Genomic DNA, 26438 nt, shown 5'->3' on the forward strand with positions numbered 1-26438 from the left:
CCCTACGGCGGCTGGGCGACGGCTACGCGGACAGCGCAGCGACAAGCACCGAAGTCACTAGCCCCACCTGCCAAGGCCGAGCCCCATACCCCTCAAGCGCCGCCCCCACCGACTCCGCATCGACAGCATTCGGCGGCTCCCAGCAAACCCGCCGTACGGTATCCGGCGCGATCAGATTCTCCTGCGGCATATTGAGCCGCTCGGCCAACGCGGACACCCCCGCCCGCGCAGCCGACAACCGCGCCGCAGCCGCAGGATCCTTGTCGGCCCAAGCCCTCGGCGGCGGCGGCCCGGTCACGGCCTGCCCCGGCTGCGGCAACTGCGCGTCGGTCAACGCCTTCGCCCGATCGACGGCGGCCTGCCACTGCTCCAGCTGCCGCCGCCCCATCCGATGCCCGAACCCGTTCAACGCGGCCAGCGCGTTCACGTTGGCCGGAAGAGAGAGCGCGGCCTCCACGATGGCCGCGTCCGACAGCACCTTGCCCGGCGACACGTCCCGCCGCTGAGCGATCCGGTCCCGGGTCTGCCACAGCTCGCGCACGACAGCGAGCTGCCGCCGCCTGCGCACCTTGTGCATCCCCGACGTACGCCGCCACGGATCCTTACGAGGCTCCGGCGGCGGAGCCGAGGCGATGGCGTCGAACTCCTGCTGCGCCCATTCCAGCTTGCCCTGCCGGTCCAGCTCCTTCTCCAGGGCGTCCCGCAGGTCGACGAGGAGCTCCACGTCCAGCGCGGCATACCGCAGCCAGGGCTCGGGCAGCGGCCGGGTCGACCAGTCGACGGCCGAATGCCCCTTCTCCAGGACGAAGCCGAGGACGCCCTCGACCATCGCGCCGAGGCCCACGCGGGGGAACCCGGCGAGCCGGCCGGCGAGCTCGGTGTCGAACAGGCGTGTGGGCAGCATGCCTATCTCGCGCAGGCAGGGAAGGTCCTGGGTGGCGGCGTGCAGCACCCACTCCACACCGGACAGCGCCTCACCGAGCCCCGACAGATCGGGGCAGGCCACGGGGTCGATCAGCGCGGTCCCGGCGCCCTCGCGACGCAGCTGCAGCAGATAGGCGCGCTGGCCGTAGCGGTAGCCGGACGCACGCTCGGCGTCGACGGCGACGGGCCCGGAGCCGGCCGCGAAGGCGGCGATCACCTCGGTGAGCGCTTCCTCGTCGGCGATCACGGGCGGAATGCCCTCGCGCGGCTCCAGCAAAGGGGTGGGCTCAGGGCCGGGCTCAGAATCAGGCGCCCCCGTAACAGAAGATCCGCCGTCGTCCGGAGGGGCGCCTCCGGTGGTTCGCAGTGAGCTGTCTGCTGCGGTCTCTTGGGCGTCGGTCACATGTCAAGGGTATCTGTGTATGGACAGCGCCCGCCGACGGAACGTTCCGTCGACGGGCGCCAGAGGGTCGCAAACCAGTCACTTCGGTGAAAGATCCGGTTCACGGCGGGATGGGTCACGTGGAGGAGGATCAGCGGCCGATCCGGTTCACGTGTGTGAATGGCGGGCGTCAGTGGATGATCCCGGTGCGCAGGGCCACCGCGACCATGCCGGCGCGGTCACCGGTGCCGAGCTTGCGGGCGATGCGGGCGAGGTGGCTCTTGACGGTCAGGGCGGACAGGCCCATCGAGACGCCGATCGCCTTGTTCGACTGGCCCTCCGCGACCAGTCGCAGCACCTCGACCTCGCGGCCGGACAGCTCACGGTAGCCACCCGGGTGACTCGGGGCACCCGGGGGGCGGCGGTGCATACGGGCGGCGGCGGCTCCGATGGGAGCGGCACCCGGTCGGGTGGGGAGCCCGATGTTCGTACGGGTGCCTGTGACGACGTAGCCCTTGACTCCGCCGGCGAGGGCATTGCGTACCGCGCCGATGTCGTCGGCGGCGGACAGGGCGAGCCCGTTGGGCCAGCCCGCGGCGCGGGTCTCCGACAGGAGGGTCAGGCCGGAGCCGTCGGGTAGGTGGACGTCGGCGACACAGATGTCGCGGGGGTTGCCGATGCGGGGACGAGCCTCCGCGACGGACGAGGCCTCGATGACGTCGCGTACACCGAGCGCCCACAAGTGGCGGGTGACGGTGGAACGGACGCGGGGGTCGGCCACGACCACCATGGCGGTCGGCTTGTTCGGGCGGTAGGCGACCAGGCTTGCGGGCTGCTCGAGGAGAACGGACACCAGGCCTCCTGGGTGGGGGACGGGGTCGGCTTTTGGGGAAGAAGCCGGGACGAATGGTGCTTTCAAGGTCACAGACGTCTTCGGCACCAGAGGCGTCCGTCTTTAGGGAATGATCACGATCTGGTGAGTAACAATTCGTGCAATTCGGACACGCGATCGATCATTCGAAGATCGAACGGTTTCGATCTGCTTCGATATGCGGCTGAAAGTGGCCGTATCGACAAAGGGATCGACAAAGGATCGACAAGGGGATCGGCGAAGGGGATCGGCGAAGGGGATCGGCAAAGGGGATCGGCGAAGGGAACGACACGCTCAGCAACCGTGCCGAAGCGGTCAGCGCGACTGCGGCCCCCGGCGCTGCGGCAGCGTCACCACCGACGCGTCCCCCGGCCCGGCCGGCGGCAGGCCCGCGACCTGGGCGAGCAGATCGCACCAGGAGGCCAGGTGCGCCGCCGTGTCCGGGACCTCGCCCAGGCCCTCCCAGGGCGTCCAGGAGGCGCGGATCTCGATCTGCGAGGCGGACGGGCGTTCGGACAGGCCGCCGAAGTAGTGGGAGCTCGCGCGCGTGACCGTGCCGCTCGGCTCGCCGAACGCCAGGCCGCGCGCGGTGAGCGCACCGGTGAGCCACGCCCAACACACGTCGGGCAGCAGCGGGTCGGCCGCCATCTCCGGCTCCAGCTCCGCGCGCACCAGCGTCACCAGCCGGAAGGTGCCCCGCCAGGCGTCGTGCCCGGCCGGGTCGTGCAGCAGCACCAGCCGGCCGTCGGCCAGGTCGTCGTCGCCGTCGACGACCGCGGCCTCCAGGGCGTACGAGAAGGGGGCGAGTCGCTGCGGCGGCCGGGTCGGCTCCACCTCGACCTGAGGCCGCGGCCGCGCGGCTCTCAGCGCGTCGACGGCCGCCCGGAAGGCCGGGGGAGCCGTACTGCTCACGTGCTCCGCGCCCTCCTCGGTGTCCTTCGCTTCGTCCATTCCGCCAGCGCCGTCCGACAGTCGTCCCTGAGCCGCAGCCATGCGGGGAAGATTAAGCGGAACGGGGCCCCGGCGCAGGGAGGGACACCCGCCTAGCGGTACGCCGCGAGCGGACACCCGTGCCGTCGTTCCCCCACGCCCGTGCGAGACTTTCCGTCGTGAGTGCCAACGCAAGCCCCACGGGCCAGCAGCCGACAGCGACGTACGAGTCCGCCTTCCTGAAGGCGTGCAGGCGCGAACCCGTGCCGCACACACCCGTGTGGTTCATGCGGCAGGCCGGGCGCTCGCTGCCGGAGTACCGCAAGGTGCGCGAGGGCATCCCGATGCTCGAGTCCTGCACCCGGCCCGAGCTGGTCTGCGAGATCACCCTCCAGCCGGTGCGCCGGCACGGCGTGGACGCGGCGATCTACTACAGCGACATCGTCGTCCCGCTCAAGGCCATCGGCATCGACCTCGACATCAAGCCGGGCATCGGCCCGGTCGTCGAGCACCCGATCCGCACCCGCGCCGACCTGGCCCAGCTGCGCGACCTGACCCCCGAGGACGTCTCCTACGTCACCGAGGCCATCGGCCTGCTGACCCGCGAGCTCGGCCCCGTCCCGCTCATCGGTTTCGCGGGCGCGCCGTTCACCCTCGCGAGCTACCTCGTCGAGGGCGGCCCGTCCCGCACGTACGAGAACGCCAAGGCGATGATGTACGGCGACCCCGAGCTGTGGGCCGACCTGCTCGACCGCCTCGCGGAGATCACGGGCGCCTTCCTGAAGGTCCAGATCGAGGCCGGCGCGAGCGCCGTCCAGCTGTTCGACTCGTGGGCCGGCGCGCTCGCCCCGGCCGACTACCGGCGCTCGGTGATGCCCGCCTCGTCGAAGGTCTTCCAGGCGGTCGCTGGGTACGGCGTCCCGCGCATCCACTTCGGCGTCGGCACCGGCGAGCTGCTGAAGCCGATGGGCGAGGCCGGCGCGGACGTCGTCGGCGTCGACTGGCGCGTCCCGCTGGACGAGGCCGCCCGCCGCGTCGGCCCCGGCAAGGCGCTCCAGGGCAACCTCGACCCGACCGTGCTGTTCTCCACCCGGGAGGCGGTCGAGGTGAAGACGCGGGAGGTTCTGGACGCGGCGGCGGGCCTCGAGGGCCATGTCTTCAACCTCGGCCACGGCGTCATGCCGGCCACCGACCCGGACGCCCTGACCCGCCTCGTGGAGTACGTCCACACGCGGACCGCTCGCTGACGTGCCCGAGCTCTGGCGGCGGTGCGGGAGGGCTCCCGACGCGTAGGGCAAAGCTTGTGACATGGATGAGGACGACAGGGCCGACAAGGAGCCGACGAAGCCGGGGGAGTCGGAGCTTTTGCCGGCCTGGGGATGCGTCGTTCTCCTGTGCTTGGTGCTGGTCGCCTTGGTGGCGTTCGGCGGAGCGATCTTCCAGGTCCTGGCCACGGCGAACGTCAGACTCGTCCACACAGCAGGCCCTGCCCCGGACACCGAGTTCAGCTCCCGTCACGTGGGCGCCGGTCTCACCGACAACGAGCGCTACACCTTCACCTGGCGGGCGCGCGACAGCCTCGAAAGCACCCTGAGCGTCCGGCGGTCGTTCTCCCTGCCCCACCTCCGCCGCGTCGACGACGTGTCGGGCCAGCTGACCGCGTACGTCCCGGCGGGCTGCACGGACCGTGCGATCCGGTGGCGGATCACCGTCAACGGGCGGGAGGCCGACGCCGGTACCTTCCGGGGGCAGCGGGCGTACGTGATCCCCACCGACTACTCCTCCGACGGCGACCTGGACACCGTCGTGGCCGCCGCCGACTGGGACGGCGGCACCGAGGCGTGCCCCAGCTTCCGGCTGGTGTGGGACACCAAGGCGCTGGAGCCGTAGACCCCCGACGAACGTGGGCGGGTGGCTATTCGTCGAAGGCGATCTCCTCGGCTCGTGCCGGAGGGAACCGCGGCCCTGGGCAGGCTCGTGTCCTGCTACGCGTGGAAGTGAAACCGGGCGAGGTTCACGGGGGAATCATGCAGATCATCGAGGTGACCGGGTATGCCGTCCGATCTGCCGTGATCACCATGAGGCGGACGGGGAAGCCACTTGAATTCGTGATCTTCCCGATGCTGCATGTGGCTTCGCCGACGTTCTACTCCCAGGTCCGCATCAGGCTCAGGGAATGCGACCTCATAGTCATGGAGGGAATCCGAGGGAATTCGGTCAGGGTGAGTGCCCTCACGCTTGCTTACCGGTTCGCCCCACGGCGTCGGCGCAACGGCCTGCAGGAGCAGCGCAATGAGCTGGTGCTTCCCGAGTCCGTACCGGTAGTCACCCCGGATGTGACCGCGGCGGAGGCGATCGAGGACCTGAAGACACTGCCGCGGTGGACGTACCTGCTTCTCATGGTCGCGGCTCCCGTGATGGGTCTGGTGTTCGCGCTGCGCGGTCCGCGCGCTTTCCTCGATGAGGACCTGGTGCTCGACGATCTGCCGTCGACGCCGCGGGCGGAGATGATGGCCGACGATCCCGTGGCGCATGCGCTGACCGGTCGGCGCGACGAACGGCTGCTCGACGCCCTCGGCCAGATCCACGCGGAGCGCGCCGACGAGGCGATCCGGGTGGCCATCGTCTACGGAGCCGGCCACGTCCCGGCGATCGTGTCGGGTCTGATGGATCGTTACGGGTACCGGCCACGTGAAGCGGAATGGCTTACCGTCCTTGTCCCGGCGTAGAGCGCCGGGCGAAACCGGTTCCACGCGGCCCGGCAGACGGCGGCGTTCCAGCGCGTCGCCACCGAGCCGGGCCAGGATGTGGGGCGGGGTGTCGGCGACCCACTTCGCGATCGCGGCCAGGGACTTCACTCCGGTCAGCACCGCGTGGGCGCCCTCTGCGCAAGGCTGGTCATTCCTCTGCGTCGCGGACCAGTAGTGCGATCTGCACCCGGTTCTCGAGCGCCAGCTTGGCGAACAGGCTGCCTACGTGCGCTTTGACGGTCGCGACGCTGATGTGCAGCCGCTTGGCGATCTCCGGGTTGCCCAGTCCGTCCGCGATGGCCCGAGCGGTTTCGCGTTCTCGTTCGGTCAGTGTGGACAGCTGTTTCCGTGCGGCTTCGCGGGATGAGTTGCGAGCGTGAGAGGACTGCGGGCCGGTGGCTGCGGCGATCACCCGTGCCGTGGCCGCTGGTGACAGCACGGGGTTGCCGTCCGCGACGGTCCGCACCGCGTCGAGAATCCGCGGCGGTTGGGTGTCCTTGAGGACGAACCCGTGTGCTCCGGCGCGCAGTGAGCCGAGCACGAGATCGTCCGAGTCGAATGTGGTGAGCATGAGCACCCGCGGCGGCGCCGGTCGGGTGAGGAGTTCCCGGGTCGCGCTGAGACCGTCACGGCCGGGCATCCGCACGTCCATGAGGACGACGTCCGGCCGCTGCTCGTCCACCACGGTGATCGCGGCGTCCCCGTCGGCCGCCTCCGCGACGACGGTCAGGTCCGGTTCGCCCTCGATGACGAGCCGCAGCGCCATCCGCACCAGTTGGTCGTCGTCGACGATGACGACACGCACCGGCTCCCGCTCGGTATCCACTCATACTCTCTTTTCGTGGGTGAGGTTCGGCCAGGGTAGTTGCGCGGTGAGGACGTATCCGTTGTCGGGTGTGGGGTGGTGGTCGAGTTTTCCGCCGGCGAGTGTGATGCGTTCGGTGAGGCCGAGCAGGCCGAATCCTGATGTCGGTGGTGGTGCGGTTGCCCTGGTGGCTGGGGAGTTGCGGACGCTGACGTCGAGTTTGTCGCCGGCCGTTCCTTCGAGGGTGATGTGTACGTGTGCGCCTGAGGCGTGTTTGGCGGCGTTGGTCAGTCCTTCCTGGACGATCCGGTAGCAGGTTCGTCCGACGACGTCGGACGGTGTTCCCGTCACGGTGGTGGCGAGCGTGACGTCCAGTCCGGATGCGCGCGCGTCGGCCACCAGGTCGGGGATTCGCTCGAGGGAGGGCTGTGGTGGTTCCGGGCGACCCGGGTCGGCCCGGAGCACGCCGAGGACGTCCCGTAGTTCTTCCAGGGCTTGGTGGGAGCCGTCGGCGATACCGCGGATCAGCACGCGGTTTTCCTCAACGCTGAGGCCGCTGCGGTGGTCCAGCACGCCGGCCTGCATGGCGACCAGGGAGATCCGGTGCGCGAGCACGTCATGCATCTCGCGGGCGATCCGGTTCCGTTCCAGGGCCCGTGCCTGCGCCGCTCGTGCGGTCTGTTCCCGTTCCGCGCTCTCCGCCCGGTCCCGCAAGGACCGCACTTCGACACGGCGCGCGCCGATGGCCATGCCCACGGCCACCGCGATGCCCGCGATCAGTGCCGGGAACGCGAGCTGGTACCACAACAAGCCGGGCGAGCTCTGGACCGGGTAGAACCCGCCGGCGAACTGTGACGCGGTCACAAGGGCCATAGCGACGACCCCGATCTCCACCGGACGGCGACGCGTGGAGAGCGAGACCAGCGCCAGAAGCGCGGCGCCGGAGGCGAGTGCCGACGCGGTCGAGGCGATCACGACCGTCATGGCGACGGCGAGCGGGAACCGCCGCCGCCACACAAGCGCCGTCAGGCAGCCGAGAGCCACCAGCGGATCACCGATGACGAACCACGAGCCCGTTTCGCCCTCCTGCCCCCGCTGCAGCACACCGACGGAGAGCCAGAGGGGTATGCCCACTGCCGCGGCCGCCACCAGCCGCCATGTCTGCTGCCACCAACCGAGCCGTGGCGCGACGTCCGTGATCACCTGGTCATTATCGCGACACCGTGCGGCCGGTGCGTCAGACCCGGGGCTGATGCGCCCTCTACCAGAGTCGCATCACCGCCTCGTCCTTGGTCGAAGACGGCTCGAGCCGCCGGGCTGATGTGCCTGCCGCGCCGCACGGACAGACTCGTTCACGTGCCGAGACAACCGGATACCAGACGGAGAAACGCGATGCGCAAGGGGGCCTGTGTGGCCCTGGAGGCGGTCGGGATGGTGATCACAGCCCTGTCCGCCCAAGCGGTGATCCGCGGTTTGCTCGACCGGGACGCCGAGCTGCTGTGGGGCATCTTCAACGGGGTCCCCGGCGGCCTCACCGGCCGGATGATCCTGCTCGGAGTCATCGCGCTCGTCGCAATGGTGTCCGGTGGCTGGGCACACACCCGCCAGAAACCGGACGCCGAGCAGGCCGGAAATCCCGGGAGAATCCGCGGCCGAGGAACGACCTGACGGCATCCGGAACGACAGACCCGCACCTACGGCATGTGCGCCGACGCGTCCCGAGGAGGGGACTTCACCGTGTACGCGCTCGGCCTGGCCGCCCTCGACCTCTACCACCCCGCCCAGATCGACGTGCTGGTCCGCATGAACGGCCGGCGTCGGGCCCTTGGGAGGACACCAGATGCACCAAAAGACCTTGTCCCTCGCCCTCGCCGCCATGGTGGCGGCGACCGCGGCGACGCTGACCGTGATTCCGGGAGTGTCGGCGGCGACGCCGGACATCGTGCGGTGGGACCCGTGCTCGGATAAGGCCGACTCACCCGGTAAGGCCGCCTCACCCCGTCTCGAGTGCTCGACACTCAAAGTTCCGCTGGACTACCGCGATCCCGACGGCCGGCAGATCGAGATCGCGATCTCCCGGCTGGCGAGCAAGAAACCGTCGCAGCGCCGCGGCGTGCTGCTGACCAATCCAGGCGGCCCCGGCATCACAGGACTCGGCTACCCGGCCGTTCTCGCCGCCTCGAAGCTGCCGCAGGAAGTGCTGGACTCCTACGACGTGATCGGCTTCGACCCGCGCGGCGCCGGCCGTAGCACGCCGGTGACCTGCGACCTGACGCCGGCACAGCAGAAACGCGGCAACGTCCCGCCGTACGCGCACACCGCGGCCGATGTCACGCGGGAGGCGCAGAACGCGCGGGCCATCGCCGAGCAGTGCGCCACCTCGCGGACGGCGTGGATGCTGCCGCACACCACCACCGCGAACACCGCGCGCGACATGGACCGGATCCGGACGGCACTGGGCGAGCCGAAGCTCTCGTACCTCGGTGGGTCCTACGGCAGCTACCTCGGTGCGGTGTACACGACGCTGTTCCCGGGGCGCAGCGACCGGATCGTGCTCGACAGCAACCTGGGCCCCGGCGGCTACGACGTCACGGCCATGCGGTCGCTCGCCCGTGGAATGGAGGACCGGTTCCCGGACTTCGCGGCGTTCGCGGCCGCGCGCCCCAAGTACGGTCTGGGCACCACACCGAAGCAGGTGACCGCGAAATTCTTCGAGCTCGCGAAGCGGTTGGAGGCGAAGCCGGTCCGGGGCATCGACGGGACGTTGTTCCGCGGGAGCACCTTCGACCGCCTCTACAGCGATGCGGATATGCCCCTGGTGGCCGAGATGTGGCAGGCACTCGACAAGGACCGGCCGCTGCCGCCCAACACCCCGCCGGTGTTGGAGAACATGGAGAACTTCATGGCTGCCCGTTTTTATGTGATCTGTGGAGATTCGCGCTGGCCGGAGACGGTCCGGGAGTATCAGCGCAATGTCGTGGCCGACCGGCAGAGGTACCCGATGCTGGGCGGGTCCGCGGCAGGCATCGGACCGTGCGCGTTCTGGCCGGACGAGCGGGTCGAGCCGCCAGTGCGCATCGGCGACCGGGGTCCGTCGAGCGTGCTCATGGTGCAGAACGAGCGCGACCCGGGGACACCCCTGGCCGGCGCCCGGGAGCTGCGGCGGGCGTTCGGGAAGCGGGCCACGATGGTGACGGCCGATCAGGGCGGACACGGTGTCTATCCGTTCGGCCCCAACACGTGCGCGAACGACGCGGTGACAGCGTTCCTGACCACCGGGCAGCGCCCGGCGCAGGACCTCGCCTGCGTGGCGGAGCCCAGCAAGTAACGGGAGCGGAAGCATGTTCAAGGAGTGGCGGCATCGTCGGGCTGTGCAGCGGGTCAAGCCCGGGGACGGGCGAGCGCTGAAGCGCTTCCGCTGGTGGCAGTCGCTTTCCCGCGCACTGTTCCATCTTCGGCTGATGAACGACGACGGCCGGCAGACGGTCTACACCGTCGACGTCAGGCATCAGAATCAGTCGTCCGGCTACGTCAAGGCCCACCTGTACCTCGATGGCAGGCATCACGCCGAGTCCAAAGTCCCTGCCGTCTTCCCCGTCCAGGGCGGCGCCGTCGAAGTCAGGACGAGCAGCTTCGGGCTCAGGCGCTGCCACTACGTCACCGCCGAGGGGGCCGAGTTCCAGCTCATCCCGGACCCGGCCTCCGCCGAGGGGCGCCGCGCGCGCCTCGACCGATCGCACCCCGCGCTGAGCCGCTGGATCGGCTTCCTCTCGCTGATCATGCTGGTCATCGGCCTGGCTCTCCTGATCCTTCAGCTCGCCGAACAGGTCACCCGGGCGCCGGAGGGCCTCGCCCAGTACGTCGGGACCTTCACCTCGCCCATCGATCTACCGGCATGGGGCAACGCCGTGGTCGGGCTCTGTGCTGTGGCGGCCAGCACCGAGCGGGCGCTGCGGCTGCGCTACAACGGGCTGCTCGACGGCGGGGCGGGCTGACCCCTCGGTGGCCTGGGCCGCTCGCGCGAAGGAAGTTCGAGCTCACCGAGCTCCAGGGCGCGGCCAGTCGCTGCGCTACTCGTACCTGTCGAGCAGGGCCGTCGGGGGCGGCTGGGGCACATGAGCGTCGACCATGTGTCGAAGCATGTCGGAGCGGAAAGGCGTTCGGCCGGACGAGAGGTCACCGGTGGCCCTGTCCGACCGGCAGATACGCCAGGCGGTGTCCTGGCTGGTGGCCAGCCCCCTACAAGACGAAAGGACTGTCGCGAGGATGACAGCGATGGCCATGAGAGAAGGCCCCATCGTTCGACCGCTGGGCGCATTCGAGCGGACCATTGATTTCTACATGCACCGCAACCCGGTCCAGTTCTCTCTGGTCGCCGAGCTGAACCGCCAAGTGTCGGCTACAAGATTGGCTTCGGCGCTGGCGGCATTACAGGATCGACATCCGCTGCTCGGGGTCGCGGTTGATCGCACCGCGCCCGAGGCTGTGTTCCGGGCATCCCAAGGCGCGCTCTCTCTCGAGGCAGCCGCCGACGGCACTCCGTGGCAATCCGTCGTCGCCGCCGAGCAGACGCGGCCGATCCCTCCGACACCAGGCCCTCTGGCACGTGCCGTACTTGTCCCACGAGAGTCGGGGTGCGCCGTAGTGCTCACGTTCGCTCACCAGATCGCCGACGGGATCGGCGGTCTGCGGGCTCTGCTGGACCTGGTGGCGGCTCTGAGTGGTGAGGATTTGGCCCCGGGCAACGTTCCACAAGCGCAGGAGGAACTCCTCGCCCATGTGGGCGGAGCGGCGGACACCGGCGACGCTGCGACGGGAACGCCTGGCGAGGATGACGAGCGCATGAGCGCCGTCGGCGAGCTCCTGCCTTTCTCCGGGCGCAGGCCACACGTCGATGCTCTCGCCTTGGACCGGGGACTGACCACGCGGCTTGTCCGTCGCTGTCGCTTGGAGCGCACATCCGTGCATGCCGCGCTCTGCGCTGCGGCCACGGTGGTACTCCACCGACGAGGGCGCGAGTTCGTTCGCGTCCTGAGCCCGGTGGACCTGCGCCGTGCGGTCGGCGTGTCCGACGAAATGGTCGTCCGATTCGCAGGCGCCCGGACGGGCAGAGCCGCGCATGATGCGAACGACTTCTGGACGCTTGCTCGTCATACCCGTGGACCGCTGTCTCGTCAGCGCACACCGAACGCGCTCAAGGCCGGTTCTACGGCTCTCGCAGAGCATCCCCCAACGAGCTGTAGCGACGCCGAGGCAGCTGCGGATGACAGAGCTGACCCACGAACCTGTCGCCGGGCTCGTCCCAGAGACGGGCGCTGTACTGGCCGAAGCCTGCGCCGAGTCACCTGGCCGATGAGTGTGTCCATCCGCCACGGATTCGCCCGCTACCCGCCGAACTGGCCGCGGTCGACGGCGAACACGAACTCATCGGCCCAGCACACCAGAAGCAGAAGGCATCGCCCCCGGTCGGCGGTCCTCCCGCAGAGGGCACCGGCGTCCCCGACGACGAAGGAGAACGTGACTGATGACCAGCACCGACAGCGGGTTGCCCCGACGGTCCCTACTGGCCGGCGCCGCCGGCCTGGGAGCGGCGGCGGCCCTGCCCGCGGCCACTGCGCAGGCGACGCACGGGTCGGCAGGGCCTGCGCCGGCCGAGGCTGCGTCGCTGGGGCGCTACCCGTCGAACTGGCCCGATCCCGAGCCCTACGGACTGGCCGACACCCGGCCGGACCTGTGGCCGCGCGAGGACAACTCCTTCGTCCTCCCTCTCGAACTGCGCCCCCGTGACGAGCAACTCGGCCGGGTATGGATGCGTGACACCTACGTCAACTGCTTCGTCGTCGACGGCCGCCCGGTCTATGTCGCCACGGGCACCACCAACGCGCCCGGACTCGACGGCCCCGCCCCCTGGAACGACGGCATCTTCGTGTGGGTGTCCTCTTCCCTTGAGGGGCCGTGGACGCCGGCCGACACCACCGGCATCCGGCCCGGCGCCGAGAAGGGCAAGGTGTGGTCACCGGAGTTCGCCGACGAGAACCGGCCGGGACGCACGGTCGTCGCTCCCTGGCAGGAGTACTGGTACGACGACCGGTTCGGCAAGCGCGGCGAGGTCTGGGCCCCGGAGCTGCACTACGTCCGCGGGAGGTGGTACATCGTCGCGTGCATGGGCGACCACTCCCGCAAGGTCGGCTCGTTCATGCTCGTCAGCGAGGGCGCGGTCGAGGGCCCGTACCGGCTCATCGAGGGCAACGTCGAAAAGCCCTTCGGCGAGCCGGTCATCGGCGGGCCGGACTTCATCGAGCCGGGCGCCTACTTCCACATCGACGGCAGCCTCTACTCCGAGGGCGAAGAGGCGTGGCTCGTGCTGCACAACGACCTGTACGCCAGGTTCCGGGACGACATGGAGGACATCGTCCCGACCACGAACCTCCCGAAGTTCCAGCAGAAGCCCTACTCACCCGAGCCGTACCTCGAAGGCGCCTACGTGTTCAAGTATGAGGGCAGGTACTACCTCCTCCAGGCCGCCTGGGACCGGACGTCGGCCAATCCCGACGGCACCAGGCGGTACGCCTACGACAAGCCCGGACCGGGCCGTCGGCAGCACCAGTACGACGCGGTCGTCGCCGTCTCGGACACCTTCGAGGGCCCGTACTCCGAGCGGTGGACCGCGGGTGTCGGCGCCGGCCACAGCAACTTCTTCGTGGACCACCACGGCCGCCCGTGGTCGACGTTCTTCCGCAACCCGAGCGCCGGCTACTGGTCGGATCCGTCACGCGAAGCCGACGCCGCCGTCCCCGGTGTCGTGCGGCTGGAATGGATCGGCCCGGCGGGCAATCGCCTGTACGTCAAGCGCCGGACACTTCCATGGACCCAGCACAGCGATCGCACCGAACCCGGGAGGTGAGGCTCCCGGGAGATGGCTTGTTGACCGAGATCAACCATCGGTCATGGGCTGCCGAGCTGAGCCATCAGGCCGCCGGCCCGCACGGTGGACCCGAGCCACGCTTTCGGGCCGTCGGCCGTTGTGGGACTCGCGTCGAGGCCGGCTTCGCCTTCTCACCAGCCCGGCCGTGCCCGCCTGCCGAACAGCAGGCCGCGCGGCTCCGGTGGCGGCGGTGTTCCGGGGCGCAGCGGCCAGGCGATCAGCATGCCGGCGAGGAAGCCGACGATGTGCGCCGCGTACGCCACCGTCCCGGCGTCGGACACGCCCTCGCCGGACGAGTACACCGCCTGGAGCACGAACCAGAAGCCCAGCACCAGCCAGGCCGGCAGCCGCAGCGGCAGGAAGATCAGGAACGGCACGAGGACCCAGACCCTGGCCTTCGGGTAGAGCACCAGATACGCGCCGAGGACCCCGGCGATGGCTCCCGACGCGCCGATCAGCGGGTCGGCCGAGTCGGCGTTGAGGAGGGCGAAGCCGTACGAGGCCGCGTAGCCGCAGGCGGCGTAGAACAGCGCGAAGCGGATGTGGCCCATCCGGTCCTCGATGTTGTTGCCGAAGATCAGCAGGAACAGCATGTTGCCCAGCAGGTGCAGCCAGCCGCCGTGCAGGAACATCGCCGTGAGGACGGACAGTTCGGGGGACTTGTCGTAACTCGGCGGCCCGACCACGCAGCCCGCCCCTTGCGGGCCCACCCCGACGTCGCCCGTGGGGACCAGTCGCGGCATCTGATGGTGGATCAACTCCCGTGGCACCGCCGCGTAATGGTCCAGGAACGCCTGGAGGTTGCAGAGCTGGGCCAGGTGGCTGTCCCCCGCCACGGAGCCGGCGAGGCCGGGCGTGGAGAGGAAGACGAAGACGTTCGCGGCGATCAGCGCGTACGTCACCCAGGGGGTGCGGCGCGCCGGGTTCACGTCATGGACGGGGATGACCACAAGGAAGTAGTGCCCCTGATGCGGGCGGCGAATCGGTGAACGCCGCCGTCCGCGCGTGCGTATGTGTCCTCAACCGCCCGCGGCACGGGGAAGGCGGGTCGCGGGGACGACGTGAGGAACAGGCGATGAACGACCGAGTTACTCCTCCGATGGTGGCGACGCCCGACGGGGAAGCCGAGATCGCGGTGGTGCTGCGGCTGCCGTGGGAGGACGTGGCCAGGCTCGGCCAGGAGGCCGGGCGGCTGGCCACGCAGAAGCAGCGGCCGGTCACTCTCGACGAGGCGGTGAGCCATCGGCTGCGGTCGAGCGCGACGGGGGCCGCGCATGCGAGGCCGGCGGGGGCGCAGCCGGCTGCCGCGATGCCGTCCAGTGCGTCGGTGTCGTCGCTGCCCGCTCGGCCGCCGGCCGAGCAGGCTCGACAGGCTATCGATCGGATCAATGGGACGGCGTAGGGGGCTGTTGCGATAGTGCCGTAGGGGGCTACAGGGCGTTTTCCTGGACAGCCTTCGCAGCTTTGCGGGCTGCTACCAGTATCGGGTCCCATACAGGTGAGAACGGCGGCGCGTACCCCAGGTCCAGGGACGTCATCCGGTCCACCGTCATCCCGGCCGTCAGGGCCACCGCGGCGATGTCGACCCGCTTGCCGGCGCCTTCCCTGCCGACGATCTGCACGCCGAGCAGCCGTCCCGTGCGGCGTTCGGCGAGCATCTTGACCGTCATGGGGGAGGCGCCGGGGTAGTAGCCGGCGCGGCTGGTCGACTCGATCGTCACCGTTTCGAACTGGAGGCCGACGCGGCGGGCGTCCTTCTCGCGCAGGCCCGTGCGGGCGATCTCCAGGTCGCAGACCTTGCTCACCGCCGTGCCGACCACGCCGGGGAAGGTGGCGTAGCCGCCGGCGGCGTTGGTGCCGATGACCTGGCCGTGCTTATTGGCGTGGGTGCCGAGGGCGATGTGCCGTTCCTGCCCGGAGACCAGGTCGAGGACCTCCACGCAGTCGCCGCCGGCCCAGACGTTCTCGTACCCGCGCACCCGCATCGCCAGGTCCGTCAGCAGCCCGCGGTGAGCCCCCAGGGGCAGCCCCGCCGCCTCGGCGAGCGCCGTGTCGGGGCGTACGCCGATGCCGAGCACGACCACGTCCGCCGGGTACTCGGCGTCCTGCGTCGCGACCGCCCGCACCCGGCCGTCCTGGCCCGTCAGCAGCTTGGTCACCTCCGCGTCGTTCACCATGGTGATGCCCAGGCCCTCCATGGCCCCGTGCACCAGGCGGCCCATGTCCGGGTCGAGCGTGGACATCGGTTCGCTGCCGCGGTTGACGACCGTCACCTCGTACCCGCGGTTGATGAGCGCCTCGGCCATCTCGACGCCGATGTAGCCCGCGCCGACCACGACCGCGCGGCGGCCACGCGTGCGTGCCAGCGTGTCCAGGAGCGCCTGGCCGTCGTCGAGCGTCTGCACGCCGTGCACGCCGGGCGCGTCGACACCCGGCAGGTGCGGGCGGATCGGGCGGGCCCCGGTCGCGATCACGAGTTTGTCGTACGACGTCCAGGACTCGGCGCCGGAATCCACGTCACGCGCGCGTACCCGCCCGCGGGCCACGTCGATCTCCGTGACCTCCGTCCGCATGCGCAGATCGATGTCCCGCGCGCGGTGCTCCTCGGCCGTGCGGGCGATCAACCGGTCGCGGTCGGAGACTTCGCCGCCCACCCAGTAAGGGATGCCGCACGCCGAGAAGGAGGTGAAGTGACCGCGCTCGAAGGCCACGATCTCCAGCTCGTCCGGGCGCTTCAGCCGGCGTGCCTGCGACGCCGCGGACATGCCCGCGGCGTCGCCGCCGATCACGACCAGACGCTCTGCCCCACGGCTCGTTCCGCTCATGCTCACGCTCATGCGAACACGCTACGGGGCGGGGCATTTCGGTGCTGCCCGGTCCGGTTCAGTTCTCCTCGTCGCCTTCCCGCGGGTGCGTGGGCTCCGGTGCCTGCCGGGCCGTCGGCAGCGGGCCCAGCGCGGTCATCGCCGACGCGGCGGCCGGCCGGCGCGGCAGCCGGGGCCGTACGATCCGCAGCCACACCAGCACGATCAGCGCGATGACCGCCGCGAACGGCAGCACCGCGCCGAGCACCACCACGATCCAGCGCAGCATCGTCACGAACGCGTCCCAGCCGCCCGCCACGGCGTCCACGAAGCCGGGGTCGTCGTCCTCCTGTGCGGCCTTCTTCACCGGAGTCTCGGACAGGGAGAGGGTGATGGTGGCCAGGCTGGTGCGGTCCTTCAGGGACGCCTGCTGGGCCAGCAGCGCCTCCAGATCGGCCTCCCGCCTGCTCAGTTCCCCCTCCAGGGTCACCACGTCGCTGAGCTTGGTGGCCTGGTCCATCAGTTCCCGCACCCGCGCCACACTGGCCCGCTGCGACTTGATGCGGCTGTCCACGTCGACGACCTGGTCGGTGACGTCCTGCGCCTTCGCGGTGCGTTCGAGGAGCTTGCCCGCGCCCTGGAGGTCGGTGAGGACCTCGTCGTACTCGTCGACGGGCACACGCAGCACGACCCGGGTGCGCTCGCGGCCCTCCTCGTCCCGGGTGGTGGACTCGTCGCCGACGTAGCCGCCCGCGTTCTCGGTGGTGCTGCGGGCCGCGTCGAGGGCCTTCGGCACGTCCTTGACCTGCACGGTGAGGGAGGCGGTGCGGATGATGTGGCTCGCGGTGAGCTTGGGCGGCGCGGTGGCCTTGGCGCCGCTCGCACCGTTGCCGCTGTCCGCCGCAGCGCCCGGGGCGGCCTCCTTCGCGCCCGACTGGGCGAGGCTGCTGTCGCCGCCGGAGTCGCTGTCGGCGCCGCCGCTGCAGCCGGTGAGCGCGAGGGCCGCGGCCAGCAGGATTCCGGCCAGGGCCTGAACAGGTCGTACGGAACGTCGTGCGCGCATGTGGGCGTACCCCCGAGGGTCGTCGTGACGACTGACGCTCCTTCGACGCCGGGACCGGCCGGGACGTTTGCCTTCGACGGTCCCGATGCGGTCACGGTCAGGACTCGTGAAGGACACCGGGGTGCCGCGGGAGTGTCAGTGGGGTCTGAGAAAGTGGGGACATGAGCGCAACAGGTGCGGGTCGGGTCGTCGTCATCGGTGCGGGCATCGCGGGACTGGCCGCTGCCCACCGGCTGTTGCGGAGCGGTGCGAGAGTGACCGTGCTGGAGGCGTCGGACCGCGTCGGCGGCAAGCTGCTGCCCGGCGAGATCGCTGGCGCGCGCGTCGACTTCGGCGCCGAGTCGATGCTCGCCCGCCGCCCGGAGGCCGTGGCCCTCGCCCGCGAGGTCGGCCTCACCGACCGCCTCCAGCCGCCCGCCACCGCGACCGCCTCCCTGTGGACCCGCGGCGCCCTGCGCCCCATGCCCAAGGGACACGTCATGGGTGTCCCCGGCACAGCGTCCGCCCTCTCCGGTGTGCTGTCCGACGAGGGCCTCACCCGCATCGAGCGCGACGCCGACCTGCCCCGCACGGAGATCGGCGACGACGTCGCCGTCGGGGAGTACGTGGCGGCGCGGCTGGGCCGCGAGGTCGTCGACCGCCTCGTCGAGCCGCTGCTGGGCGGGGTCTACGCGGGCGACGCGTACCGCATCTCGATGCGCTCGGCGGTCCCGCAGCTCTTCCAGGCCGCGCGGACGCACGACTCCCTGACCGAGGCGGTCCGCGAGATCCAGGCCAAGGCCGCTGCCAACCAGCAGACCGGGCCGGTGTTCATGGGCATCGAGGGCGGCGTGGGCACCCTTCCGCTCGCGGTCGCGGAGGCGGTGCGGGCACGCGGGGGCGAGATCCTCACCGGGGTGCCGGTGACGGAGCTGCGCAGAGTGGGGCCGACGGGGGCGGAAGACGCGGGCGAGCTGCCGTTCGGCCGTGGCGGGGCGGCCGCTGAGAGCCGCGCGGTGCGGGCGGAGGACGAGGCAGGGGACGAGGCGGTGGACCAGGCGAGCGGGGCCCACGCGGCCAAGTCCCCCGTCTCCGACGCCCCGCCGGCTCACCGCCCCGCGGCAGCCCAGCCGCCCGCGACCTGGCGGATCGTCGCCGGTGATCGTGTGCTGTACGCGGACGCCGTCGTCGTCGCCGTCCCCGCCCCGGCCGCCGCAGGACTCCTGCGCGCCGAGGCCCCCGAAGCCGCCGCCGAACTGGCCGGCGTCGAGTACGCCTCCATGGCCCTGGTCACCCTCGCCTACCGCCGCGACGAGATCTCCCTCCCCGAGGGCAGCGGCTTCCTCGTGCCGCCCGTCGACGGACGCACCATCAAGGCGTCGACCTTCGCCTCCCAGAAGTGGGGCTGGATCGCCGACGAGAACCCGGACCTGGTCGTCCTGCGCACCTCCGTCGGGCGGTACGGCGAGACGGAGATCCTCCGGCGCGAGGACACCGGCCTGGTGGACGTCTCGCGGCACGACCTCCAGCAGGCCACCGGCCTGGACGCCACCCCCGTCGAAACCCGCGTCACCCGGTGGACCGACGGCCTGCCCCAGTACCCCGTCGGCCACCACGCGCGCGTGGCCCGCATCCGCGAGCACGTCGGCAAGCTGCCGGGCCTGGCGGTGTGCGGCGCGCCGTACGACGGCGTGGGCATCCCCGCCTGCATCGCGAGCGCGTACGCGGCCGTCGACCAGATCCAGGGTGACCTGCGAGCTGCGCAGGAGCTCACCGCCGCCCCGGTGCGGAGTCTGCACGGAGGAGCGGGAGAATAAGGACCATGAGTGACGACGCCCCCACCACCGAGTCCGCCAGGATCCCGAACAAGGGCAAGCTGGCCAAGGACCTCAACGAGGTCATTCGCTACACCCTCTGGTCCGTCTTCAAGCTGAAGGACGTACTCCCCGAGGACCGCGCGGGCTACGCCGACGAGGTCCAGGACCTGTTCGACCAGCTCGCCGCCAAGGACGTGACGATCCGCGGCACGTACGACGTGTCGGGCCTGCGCGCCGACGCCGACCTCATGATCTGGTGGCACGCGGAGACCAGCGACCAGCTCCAGGAGGCGTACAACCTCTTCCGCCGCACCAAGCTGGGCCGCGCCCTGGAGCCGGTGTGGTCGAACATGGCGCTGCACCGCCCCGCCGAGTTCAACCGCTCGCACATCCCGGCGTTCCTCGCCGACGAGACGCCCCGCAACTACGTCAGCGTCTACCCCTTCGTACGCTCGTACGACTGGTACCTGCTGCCCGACGAGGACCGTCGCCGCATGCTCGCCGACCACGGCAAGATGGCCCGCGGCTTCGCGGACGTGCGCGCCAACACGGTCGCCTCGTTCTCGCTGGGCGACTACGAGTGGATCCTCGCCTTCGAGGCCGACGAGCTCTACCGCATCGTCGACCTCATGCGCCACCTGCGCGGCTCGGAGGCCCGGAGGCACGTCCGCGAGGAGGTGCCGTTCTTCACCGGGCGACGCAAGTCCGTGGCCGAGCTGGTCTCGGGCCTGGCCTGATCAGCGTGGGGGCATGGCGGCGGCCGGCACCTTCTTGACGTCGGCCGCCGACTTCGGGCTCGGTTCGGGGCGCGGTGCGCAGGACGCGCGCCGCGTCGGCAGGTCGCCCCGCAGCAGATACGCCTCGACGTGCCCGTTGACGCAGGGGTTCGGGCCGCCCGCGATGCCGTGCGTGCCCGAGCCCCGCTCGGTCACCAGCACCGAACCCGACAGGCGCCGGTGCAGTTCCAGGGCTCCGTCGTACGGCGTGGCCGCGTCCCGCTCGGCGGCCAGGATCAGCGTCGGCGGCAGCTCACCCCGCCCGGTCCGCACGTCGAGGGGCTGCTGCCGAGGCGCCGGCCAGTAGGCGCACGGCAGATTCATCCACACGTTGTCCCAGGTCTCGAAGGGCGCGATCCGCGCGAGCCGCGTGTTGTCCCGGTCCCACACGCTCCAGTCCGTCGGCCAGGGCGCGTCGTTGCACTCGACGGCTGTGTAGACCGCGTGGGTGTTCTCCGCCTCGGCCGCCCCCTGCGGATGCGGCCCGGCCTGCTCGATCAGCGGCTTCGGGTCGCCCTTCAGATACGCCGACAGCGCGTACGCGCGCTGCGGCCAGTAGTCGTCGTAGTACCCCGCCGACAGGAACGCGCCCTGCAACTGCGCGGGCCCGACCTTCCCGCCCGCCGGCTTCACCGCCAGCCGCGCCCGTGCCTTCTCGTAGCTGCGCAGCACCTCCTGAGCCGTGTCGCCCAGTCCGTACACGTCGTCGTGCCGGGCGATCCACTCCCGGATGTCCTCCCAGCGGCCCTCGAACGCGGCAGACTGGTGGAGGTTGTTGCGGTACCAGATCTGCTCGGGGTCCGGGTTCACCGCCGAGTCGAACACCATCCGCCGTACGTGCGAGGGGAACAGGGTCGCGTACAGCGCCCCGAAGTACGTGCCGTACGACGCGCCCATGAACGTCAGCCTGTGCTCGCCCAGCGCGGCGCGCAGGACGTCCAGGTCCCGGGCGTTGTTCAGGGACGTGTAGTGCCGCAGCGAACCGCCCGCACGCTGGGCGCAGCCGCGCGCGTACGCCTTCGCCTGCGCGATGCGCTCCCGCTTGTACGACTCCGAGGGGTGCGTCGGCGCCTGCGAGGGCGCCTGGAGGAACTGCTTGGGGTCCTTGCAGGACAGGGGCGCCGAGCGGCCCACCCCGCGCGGGGCGTAGCCGATGAGGTCGTACGCCGCCGCGATCCGCTTCCACTCGGGGAGCACACCGACCAGCGGGAAGTACATGCCGGTGGCGCCCGGACCGCCCGGGTTGTAGACCAGGGCGCCCTGCCGGGGCACCCGGCGCTTGCTGTTGGACGGGTCCTTGTGGGTGGCGCGCATACGGCTGACGGTCAGTTTGATCTGCTTGCCGTGCGGACGGGCGTAGTCGAGCGGGACGGACACCGTGCCGCACTGCACATGGTCCGGCATCTCCGGCTCCGCCGTGCACTTCCCGAACGCGATGCCCTCCGCCTCGGCGCGCGCGGCGGCCACCGCGGTGCCGCGCAGTTCGGCCGCGACCGGCATGGCCGGGGCGCCGTCGGCCGGGGCGGCCGGGGCGGCCGCGAGTGTGGTCAGGAGCAAGGACCCGGCGGCCGAGTAGAGGGCGGGGGCTCTCATCGCGTATCCCTTCGGTGCACGGCAGCAACAAAGGGGATATTTCGGGCACCGGTTGACGAAGGCAAGCACCGTGGGCCCGGTGTCGCTGTCAATGCCTCCGTGCGCCCCCCTTTCTCTCAGGGGGTCTCGGAGGGTCTCGTGGGCTCTCGTGGGCTCTCGGGGGCTCTCAGGTTTTTCTCGGGTTCTCTCAGGAATTGCTGAGAGTCTCGGGTGGTGGGCTGGTGGCGGGTGGGGGGAGCGGGTAGCTCGGTGTCGGTGCGGGGGTGACCGGGGTCGGCGGGTTCGGGTCGGCGATCGGGCCGGGTGGGGCCGGGGAGTTGGTGAGCGGGGGAGTGCTGCCGGCGACCATGTCCCGGGCGAGTGCGTCGAAGTCGACGTAGCCGGTGGCCTCCAGGACCTTGATGTGGTCCAGTACGGTCGCGTTCGCGTCGTCGGCGAGGGTCCGGACGAGGGAGTTGCGGGTGCTCGCCCGTACCTGGGCGACGACCGAGAAGACCTTGCCGTGCGCCAGCCGCAGGATGTTGGCGAACTCGCGGTCGTACTCGACGCTCTGTGCCGAGTTCAGGGTGGCGAGCCACTGTTTTTGCTGGTCGGTGGGCTCGTTGGGCAGTTCCAGGCCGAGCTCGGAGGCGACGTCGCGGACCCGTTCGTCCAGGAAGGTGTGGCCTTCGACGAGGTGCCGGCCCGCCGTCCGTACGGCCGGGGTGGTGCCCTTCTGCTGTGCCTGCTGGCCGGCGGGCAGCTCCCACAGGCCGGCCAGCCGGACCTTTGTGACGAAGTCCCGGTCGAGGGCGGACAGCGGACCGTATCGCGTCGACACGGTCTCGGCGTTCAGTACGTCCAGGCCTGTACCTGACCTGTCTTCGTACGACCAGATCGGGAAGATCAGCGCGACGAGGGTCGCCGTCAGGCCGGTGATGATGATCCCGGTCCCGCTGAATATTCCTCGGCCGTTGATGGGGGGTCGGGGTCGCATGGTGCCTCCTGCTTGCGGCACCGCACGCTAGTGCGTTTCGGGTGCGGGATTGGCATGTTACTGCCGGGTCTACGCCAACTGTCGTACGGGGGTGAATGGTTGTTTCGGGGGTGAGGTGGGGTGAATGGGGGAGGGATTGTGGGGTGCATACGGTGTAAAGGGTGGTGAACCGGGTGGGGTGGCTGGGCTGTGGGACAGGGGTGTTAGCCCCGGCACACCTGGTGGGGGGAGGGGGTGGGGGTGGGTGCTTAGGGGGGAGCGGGGAGGGGCGTAGGGCGGGTGGGCAGTTGGTCGGGGGTGCGGCTGGGGGGCGCCGGGTGTTTCTCGCCCCCGCCGCCCCTACCCGTCCCATCACCAGGGGCTCCGCCCCTTCGACCCCGCCAGGGGGCTCAGCCCCCTGGACCCCCGGCCTATGCCCACCCACCACCCGACTCGGTACCTCGAGAGGTGACCCTCCTGGGGCTCCGCCCCAGACCCCGGCGGGGACTGCGTCCCCTGCACCCCTGGCGAGGCTCCGCCCCGAACCCCGGCGGGCTTCGCCCTGTGGACCTCTCACGGGGCTTCGCCCCTGCACCCCTATCGCGGCTCCGCCCCGGGCCCCGCGCGGGGACTGCGTCCCCTGCACCCCTCACGGGGCTCCGCCCTGCCACGCCCGCTGGCGCTCCGCCCAGCCACCACCCGGCTCAAGCGCTGAAGAGCGGTCCAAGAAGTGAGGGCGCCTGGCTGGCTGCGGTCGGCGTGGCCTTCTTGGTCAGCGGCGCAGTAGTACCCGTCGCGTCGCGCGTGCCAGTCGGGCCGTCGGGCGTGGTGGGCGGGGTGCCGGGCCCGAGCGCTCCAGCCACCAGTCCCGAAGTTGCCGCCGTGTCCCCGCATCTTCCAGGCGCCCGGCGAGCAGCAGGTGCTCGGCGAAGTTCAGGGCGTCGCGGCGGTAGCCGTCGGTCATCGGGTGGCCGTGGGCGTAGACGAGGAAGGCGGGGCGGTAGTCGGTGCCGAGAATGTCCGGGAGTTCGGGCGCGACCTTCGACACCACGTCCGCTCGCTTTCCCGCCAGGGCCCGCGCCTGCATGCCGAGCCGTACCCGGTCGAATCCCTCGGGGACGGGCGTCCCCGCGACCAGCGCGGACAGCAGCGCGGTCTGCGCGAGGGCGAGGCGCTGGCGGGTGGGGGCGGTGGGGTCGGCGGCCGGATCGGTGGGGGCGTCTGCCGCTGTCGTCGTCGGCGGTGTGACAGGGGCGGCCGGGGTCGTGCGGGTGGTGGCCTTCGCGCCGCCCTTCTCCAGTGCCTCCCGTATCGCCTCCAGCTCCCCTTCCAGTTCCGTCGCTTCGGGGAAGTTCTCGTCCCGTTCGAGCAGGACGCCCGGCGGGGAGACCCGGGAGGCGAGGTCGGTCAGGATGTCGAGGACCGGGCGCGGGACGGGGTGGGCGTGGCTGTCGTGCCAGACGCCGTCGCGTTCGAAGCCGCCCGCGACATGGACGTACGCGATGGCCTCCAGGGGGAGTTCGGCGAGCGCCGCCGCCGGGTCCTCGCCGCGGTTGACGTGGTTGGTGTGGAGGTTCGCCACGTCGATGAGGAGGCGCACGCCCGTGCGGTCGGCCAGCTCGTACAGGAACTGCCCCTCGGTCATCTCCTCGCCGGGCCAGGAGATGAGGGCGGCGATGTTCTCGACGGCGAGCGGCACCGGCAGCGCGTCCTGCGCGATGCGGACGTTCTCGCACAGCACGTCGAGGGCGTCGCGAGTGCGGGGGACGGGCAGCAGGTGGCCCGCCTCCAGGCGGGGGGAGGCGGTCAGCGGGCCGCCCGCCCGGACGAACGCGATGTGCTCGGTGAGCAGGGGGGAGTTCAGCGCCTCGGCCCGTTCGGCCAGGGCGGTCAGCCGCCCGGAGTCCGGGCGGTCCGCGCCGCCGAGGCCGAGCGAGACGCCGTGCGGGACCACCGTCACCCCGCGTTCGCGCAGGCGCAGCAGCGACTGAGGGAGGTGGCCGGGGCACACGTTCTCGGCCACGACCTCGACCCAGTCGATGCCCGGCATCCGTTCCACGGCGTCCGCGATCTCCGGTCGCCACCCGATGCCCGTCCCCAGTCGCTCCATGGTCCCCTCCTCGGTTTCCTCCGGATACGCGGTGCGCCTCCTCGGGCGTGACGGGGGTATGGCCCCGGCGCCCGCGCCCGAACCCCGCCGCGGGAACGTTCAGAGCAACATTTGAGGTTCGGCGCGGGTGTCGCTCGGCCAGTGCCAGGAGATACGAGGAGGGCGGCCGGGCCGTTCAACGGCCGGTGAAGGACGAGGGAGCGGTGATCAGTACTCCAGCGGTGATCAGTACTCCAGCTCCGGGCGCAGGCGCAGCGGGCCACCGACCGCGTGGAGGTGCCGCAGGACCTGGGCGTAGGAGTCGAAGAGCCCGGTCTCGTGGTAGGCGATGCCGTGCCGGGCGCAGAACGAGCGGACGATCTCCTGGGCATGGCGCAGGCCGGGCCGCGGCATGGAGGGGAACAGGTGGTGCTCGATCTGGTAGTTCAGCCCGCCGAGCGCGAAGTCGGTGAACCGTCCGCCGCGGATGTTGCGTGACGTCAGGACCTGCCGACGCAGGAAGTCGACCTTGTCGTCCTTGGCGAACATGGCCATGCCCTTGTGGTTCGGGGCGAACGAGCACCCCATGTACAGCCCGAACAGTCCTTGGTGCACAGCGAGGAAGCACACGGCCTGGAGGGGAGACAGGACCAGGAACAGCGCGGCGAGATATCCGCCGAGATGCGCCGTCAGCATGGCCGCCTCGCCCAGCTTGGTCGCGCGCGAGGTCGCGGTGCCGGTGCGCTCGAGCAGCGCCCGTACGCCGGCGACGTGCAGGGCGAGTCCTTCCAGCAGCAGCATGGGGAAGAACAGCCAGGCCTGGTGGCGGGCCAGCCAGGCGTACGCTCCGCTGCGGACGCGGGCGTGGTCCTCGGTGAAGGCGATCGCGCCGTCGGCGATGTCGGGGTCGCGGTCGATGTAGTTGGGGTGGGAGTGGTGCCGGTTGTGCTTGGAGATCCACCAGCCGTAGCTGAGGCCGATCAGCAGGTCCGCGTGCACGCGACCGATCAGGTTGTTGACGCGCTTGGAGCGGGCGATCTGGTGGTGTCCGGCGTCGTGTCCGATGAACCCGGTCTGGGTGAACATCACCGCGAGGAAGGCGGCGGTCAGCAGCTGCCACCACGACTGTCCGATCAGGGCGAACGCGGTCCAGCCGGCGGCCAGCAGGAGCAGGTTCCCTCCGACCTTGACGGAGTAGTAGCCCGGGCGCCGCTTCAGCAGCCCGCTCTGCTTCACCTCGCGGGAGAGTGCGGCGTAGTCGCTGCCCCGGCCGACGGGCTGGGGTTCGGTGATCTCGGCGTATTCGGCCGGATCGGTGCTCCGGGCGCTGATCTCAGTGGTCACAGGGTTCCTTTCGGGGGCACGGCGCTGCCTGGTCGGCGCCGGGGGACGAGGCGCCGGATACGGCACCCGTGGGGAAGCAGCACGATGCAGGCCCGCGGCGCGGGCCTGCATCGGTGAGGGTGAGGGTGTCCTCTGAGCGCCTCAGAGCGCGCGGACCTGTTCGGCCTGCATGCCCCTGGGGCCCTGGGTGGCGGTGAACTCCACCCGCTGGTTCTCCTCCAGAGAGCGGAAGCCACCCGTGTCGATCGCCGAGTGGTGGACGAAGAGGTCGGCGCCGCCCTCATCGGGGGCGATGAAGCCGAAACCCTTGTCCGGGTTGAACCACTTCACGGTTCCTTGAGCCATGTGATGTCTCCTTCGAGATGGCGAGTAGTGCGGGAAACGCGCGTTCGCGCGAACCCGGGCTGCTGGTCGCCAGCCGTCGAAGAAAA

Annotated in this window: 23 protein-coding genes and 1 pseudogene; 11 read left to right on the plus strand and 13 right to left on the minus strand. The window is 70.8% G+C overall.

The window, feature by feature from the left end; translation table 11 throughout:
• Positions 1 to 22: 22 nt before the first annotated feature.
• The 3 genes from Q4V64_RS39865 to Q4V64_RS39875 all read right to left on the minus strand — a co-directional run bounded on the left by Q4V64_RS39865 (position 23) and on the right by Q4V64_RS39875 (position 3170).
• Positions 23 to 1327, minus strand: coding sequence for a ribonuclease D (locus tag Q4V64_RS39865; protein WP_124438553.1), 1305 nt, complete (start codon positions 1325 to 1327; stop codon positions 23 to 25).
• Positions 1328 to 1496: 169 nt separating this feature from the next.
• Positions 1497 to 2159, minus strand: a complete 663-nt coding sequence (locus Q4V64_RS39870) for a response regulator transcription factor (protein WP_030041211.1) — start codon at positions 2157 to 2159, stop codon at positions 1497 to 1499.
• Between the two features lie 333 nt (positions 2160 to 2492).
• Positions 2493 to 3170 (minus strand): DUF3000 domain-containing protein, encoded by a 678-nt coding sequence (locus Q4V64_RS39875; protein WP_124438552.1) that lies wholly within the window; start codon positions 3168 to 3170, stop codon positions 2493 to 2495.
• A 116-nt stretch (positions 3171 to 3286) separates the two neighbouring features.
• Between Q4V64_RS39875 and hemE the strand changes: the two genes are divergently transcribed.
• The 3 genes from hemE (at position 3287) to Q4V64_RS39890 (ending at position 5836) form a co-directional block, all read left to right on the plus strand.
• On the plus strand, positions 3287 to 4354 hold the full coding sequence (gene hemE, locus Q4V64_RS39880) for a uroporphyrinogen decarboxylase (RefSeq protein ID WP_124438551.1): 1068 nt from the start codon (positions 3287 to 3289) through the stop codon (positions 4352 to 4354).
• A 61-nt stretch (positions 4355 to 4415) separates the two neighbouring features.
• On the plus strand, positions 4416 to 4997 hold the full coding sequence (locus tag Q4V64_RS39885; protein WP_124438550.1) for a hypothetical protein: 582 nt from the start codon (positions 4416 to 4418) through the stop codon (positions 4995 to 4997).
• 137 nt (positions 4998 to 5134) lie between these two features.
• Positions 5135 to 5836: a hypothetical protein gene (locus Q4V64_RS39890; protein ID WP_303714014.1), complete on the plus strand. Its 702-nt coding sequence runs from the start codon at positions 5135 to 5137 to the stop codon at positions 5834 to 5836.
• A 169-nt stretch (positions 5837 to 6005) separates the two neighbouring features.
• Here Q4V64_RS39890 and Q4V64_RS39895 read toward each other — a convergent pair whose 3' ends face one another.
• Positions 6006 to 6683 (minus strand): response regulator transcription factor, encoded by a 678-nt coding sequence (locus Q4V64_RS39895; protein ID WP_124438548.1) that lies wholly within the window; start codon positions 6681 to 6683, stop codon positions 6006 to 6008.
• A complete protein-coding gene (locus tag Q4V64_RS39900) occupies positions 6684 to 7865 on the minus strand; it encodes a histidine kinase (protein ID WP_124438547.1) in 1182 nt (393 codons plus the stop codon).
• 189 nt (positions 7866 to 8054) lie between these two features.
• Here Q4V64_RS39900 and Q4V64_RS39905 point away from each other — a divergent pair, with 189 nt between their 5' ends.
• The 5 genes and pseudogenes from Q4V64_RS39905 to Q4V64_RS39925 all read left to right on the plus strand — a co-directional run bounded on the left by Q4V64_RS39905 (position 8055) and on the right by Q4V64_RS39925 (position 13566).
• A complete protein-coding gene (locus tag Q4V64_RS39905; RefSeq protein WP_124438546.1) occupies positions 8055 to 8330 on the plus strand; it encodes a hypothetical protein in 276 nt (91 codons plus the stop codon).
• 172 nt (positions 8331 to 8502) lie between these two features.
• Positions 8503 to 9990 carry an alpha/beta hydrolase gene (locus Q4V64_RS39910; RefSeq protein ID WP_124438545.1) on the plus strand — a complete coding sequence of 496 codons (1488 nt, stop codon included), beginning with the start codon at positions 8503 to 8505 and terminating at the stop codon, positions 9988 to 9990.
• 13 nt (positions 9991 to 10003) lie between these two features.
• Positions 10004 to 10657: a hypothetical protein gene (locus Q4V64_RS39915; protein ID WP_124438544.1), complete on the plus strand. Its 654-nt coding sequence runs from the start codon at positions 10004 to 10006 to the stop codon at positions 10655 to 10657.
• Between the two features lie 847 nt (positions 10658 to 11504).
• Positions 11505 to 11756: pseudogene (locus tag Q4V64_RS55530) on the plus strand (peptide synthetase); the annotation flags it as partial.
• Between the two features lie 430 nt (positions 11757 to 12186).
• A complete protein-coding gene (locus Q4V64_RS39925) occupies positions 12187 to 13566 on the plus strand; it encodes a family 43 glycosylhydrolase (RefSeq protein WP_124438543.1) in 1380 nt (459 codons plus the stop codon).
• A gap of 152 nt (positions 13567 to 13718) precedes the next feature.
• On the opposite strand, the gene Q4V64_RS39930 is transcribed toward Q4V64_RS39925, so the two are convergent.
• Positions 13719 to 14537, minus strand: a complete 819-nt coding sequence (locus Q4V64_RS39930) for a rhomboid family intramembrane serine protease (RefSeq protein ID WP_124438542.1) — start codon at positions 14535 to 14537, stop codon at positions 13719 to 13721.
• A gap of 125 nt (positions 14538 to 14662) precedes the next feature.
• On the opposite strand from Q4V64_RS39930, the gene Q4V64_RS39935 reads away from it, so the two are divergent.
• Entirely contained in the window at positions 14663 to 14989 is a 327-nt protein-coding gene (locus tag Q4V64_RS39935) for a hypothetical protein (RefSeq protein WP_124438541.1), read from the plus strand.
• Between the two features lie 28 nt (positions 14990 to 15017).
• On the opposite strand, the gene Q4V64_RS39940 is transcribed toward Q4V64_RS39935, so the two are convergent.
• The gene (locus Q4V64_RS39940; protein WP_172629080.1) at positions 15018 to 16424 is read right to left on the minus strand and encodes an FAD-dependent oxidoreductase; all 1407 of its coding nucleotides are present in this window, start codon (positions 16422 to 16424) and stop codon (positions 15018 to 15020) included.
• A 46-nt stretch (positions 16425 to 16470) separates the two neighbouring features.
• Complete coding sequence (locus Q4V64_RS39945; protein WP_124438540.1) at positions 16471 to 17454, minus strand: DUF4349 domain-containing protein; 984 nt, start codon at positions 17452 to 17454, stop codon at positions 16471 to 16473.
• Between the two features lie 161 nt (positions 17455 to 17615).
• On the opposite strand from Q4V64_RS39945, the gene hemG reads away from it, so the two are divergent.
• Together hemG and hemQ are read left to right on the plus strand one after the other, a co-directional pair.
• The gene (gene hemG / locus Q4V64_RS39950) at positions 17616 to 19250 is read left to right on the plus strand and encodes a protoporphyrinogen oxidase (RefSeq protein ID WP_253266825.1); all 1635 of its coding nucleotides are present in this window, start codon (positions 17616 to 17618) and stop codon (positions 19248 to 19250) included.
• Between the two features lie 5 nt (positions 19251 to 19255).
• On the plus strand, positions 19256 to 19987 hold the full coding sequence (gene hemQ, locus Q4V64_RS39955) for a hydrogen peroxide-dependent heme synthase (protein WP_124438539.1): 732 nt from the start codon (positions 19256 to 19258) through the stop codon (positions 19985 to 19987).
• Here the strand turns inward: hemQ and Q4V64_RS39960 are convergent, their stop codons facing one another.
• The 5 genes from Q4V64_RS39960 to Q4V64_RS39980 form a co-directional block, all read right to left on the minus strand.
• Positions 19988 to 21619, minus strand: a complete 1632-nt coding sequence (locus Q4V64_RS39960; RefSeq protein ID WP_124438538.1) for an alpha/beta hydrolase — start codon at positions 21617 to 21619, stop codon at positions 19988 to 19990.
• Between the two features lie 187 nt (positions 21620 to 21806).
• Positions 21807 to 22595, minus strand: a complete 789-nt coding sequence (locus Q4V64_RS39965) for a DUF4142 domain-containing protein (RefSeq protein WP_124438537.1) — start codon at positions 22593 to 22595, stop codon at positions 21807 to 21809.
• Positions 22596 to 23346: 751 nt separating this feature from the next.
• Positions 23347 to 24684 carry a DUF692 domain-containing protein gene (locus Q4V64_RS55535; protein WP_124438519.1) on the minus strand — a complete coding sequence of 446 codons (1338 nt, stop codon included), beginning with the start codon at positions 24682 to 24684 and terminating at the stop codon, positions 23347 to 23349.
• 225 nt (positions 24685 to 24909) lie between these two features.
• Positions 24910 to 26007, minus strand: a complete 1098-nt coding sequence (locus tag Q4V64_RS39975) for an acyl-CoA desaturase (RefSeq protein ID WP_253266824.1) — start codon at positions 26005 to 26007, stop codon at positions 24910 to 24912.
• Positions 26008 to 26148: 141 nt separating this feature from the next.
• A complete protein-coding gene (locus Q4V64_RS39980) occupies positions 26149 to 26352 on the minus strand; it encodes a cold-shock protein (protein ID WP_124438518.1) in 204 nt (67 codons plus the stop codon).
• Between the last annotated feature and the right edge of the window lie 86 nt (positions 26353 to 26438).

This window comes from Streptomyces sp. NL15-2K, assembly GCF_030551255.1.
Lineage (GTDB): Bacteria > Actinomycetota > Actinomycetes > Streptomycetales > Streptomycetaceae > Streptomyces.

Excerpts from the sequence above, each read along its gene's own strand:
- Q4V64_RS39875 (WP_124438552.1), bottom strand. The coding sequence starts at position 3,170 with ATGGCTGCGGCTCAGGGACGACTGTCGGACGGCGCTGGCGGAATGGAC.
- Q4V64_RS39885 (WP_124438550.1), top strand. The coding sequence starts at position 4,416 with ATGGATGAGGACGACAGGGCCGACAAGGAGCCGACGAAGCCGGGGGAG.
- Q4V64_RS39890 (WP_303714014.1), top strand. The coding sequence starts at position 5,135 with ATGCAGATCATCGAGGTGACCGGGTATGCCGTCCGATCTGCCGTGATC.
- Q4V64_RS39905 (WP_124438546.1), top strand. The coding sequence starts at position 8,055 with ATGCGCAAGGGGGCCTGTGTGGCCCTGGAGGCGGTCGGGATGGTGATC.
- Q4V64_RS39910 (WP_124438545.1), top strand. The coding sequence starts at position 8,503 with ATGCACCAAAAGACCTTGTCCCTCGCCCTCGCCGCCATGGTGGCGGCG.
- Q4V64_RS39915 (WP_124438544.1), top strand. The coding sequence starts at position 10,004 with ATGTTCAAGGAGTGGCGGCATCGTCGGGCTGTGCAGCGGGTCAAGCCC.
- Q4V64_RS39925 (WP_124438543.1), top strand. The coding sequence starts at position 12,187 with ATGACCAGCACCGACAGCGGGTTGCCCCGACGGTCCCTACTGGCCGGC.
- Q4V64_RS39935 (WP_124438541.1), top strand. The coding sequence starts at position 14,663 with ATGAACGACCGAGTTACTCCTCCGATGGTGGCGACGCCCGACGGGGAA.
- Q4V64_RS39940 (WP_172629080.1), bottom strand. The coding sequence starts at position 16,424 with ATGAGCGTGAGCATGAGCGGAACGAGCCGTGGGGCAGAGCGTCTGGTC.
- Q4V64_RS39945 (WP_124438540.1), bottom strand. The coding sequence starts at position 17,454 with ATGCGCGCACGACGTTCCGTACGACCTGTTCAGGCCCTGGCCGGAATC.
- hemG (WP_253266825.1), top strand. The coding sequence starts at position 17,616 with ATGAGCGCAACAGGTGCGGGTCGGGTCGTCGTCATCGGTGCGGGCATC.
- hemQ (WP_124438539.1), top strand. The coding sequence starts at position 19,256 with ATGAGTGACGACGCCCCCACCACCGAGTCCGCCAGGATCCCGAACAAG.
- Q4V64_RS39960 (WP_124438538.1), bottom strand. The coding sequence starts at position 21,619 with ATGAGAGCCCCCGCCCTCTACTCGGCCGCCGGGTCCTTGCTCCTGACC.
- Q4V64_RS39965 (WP_124438537.1), bottom strand. The coding sequence starts at position 22,595 with ATGCGACCCCGACCCCCCATCAACGGCCGAGGAATATTCAGCGGGACC.
- Q4V64_RS55535 (WP_124438519.1), bottom strand. The coding sequence starts at position 24,684 with ATGGAGCGACTGGGGACGGGCATCGGGTGGCGACCGGAGATCGCGGAC.
- Q4V64_RS39980 (WP_124438518.1), bottom strand. The coding sequence starts at position 26,352 with ATGGCTCAAGGAACCGTGAAGTGGTTCAACCCGGACAAGGGTTTCGGC.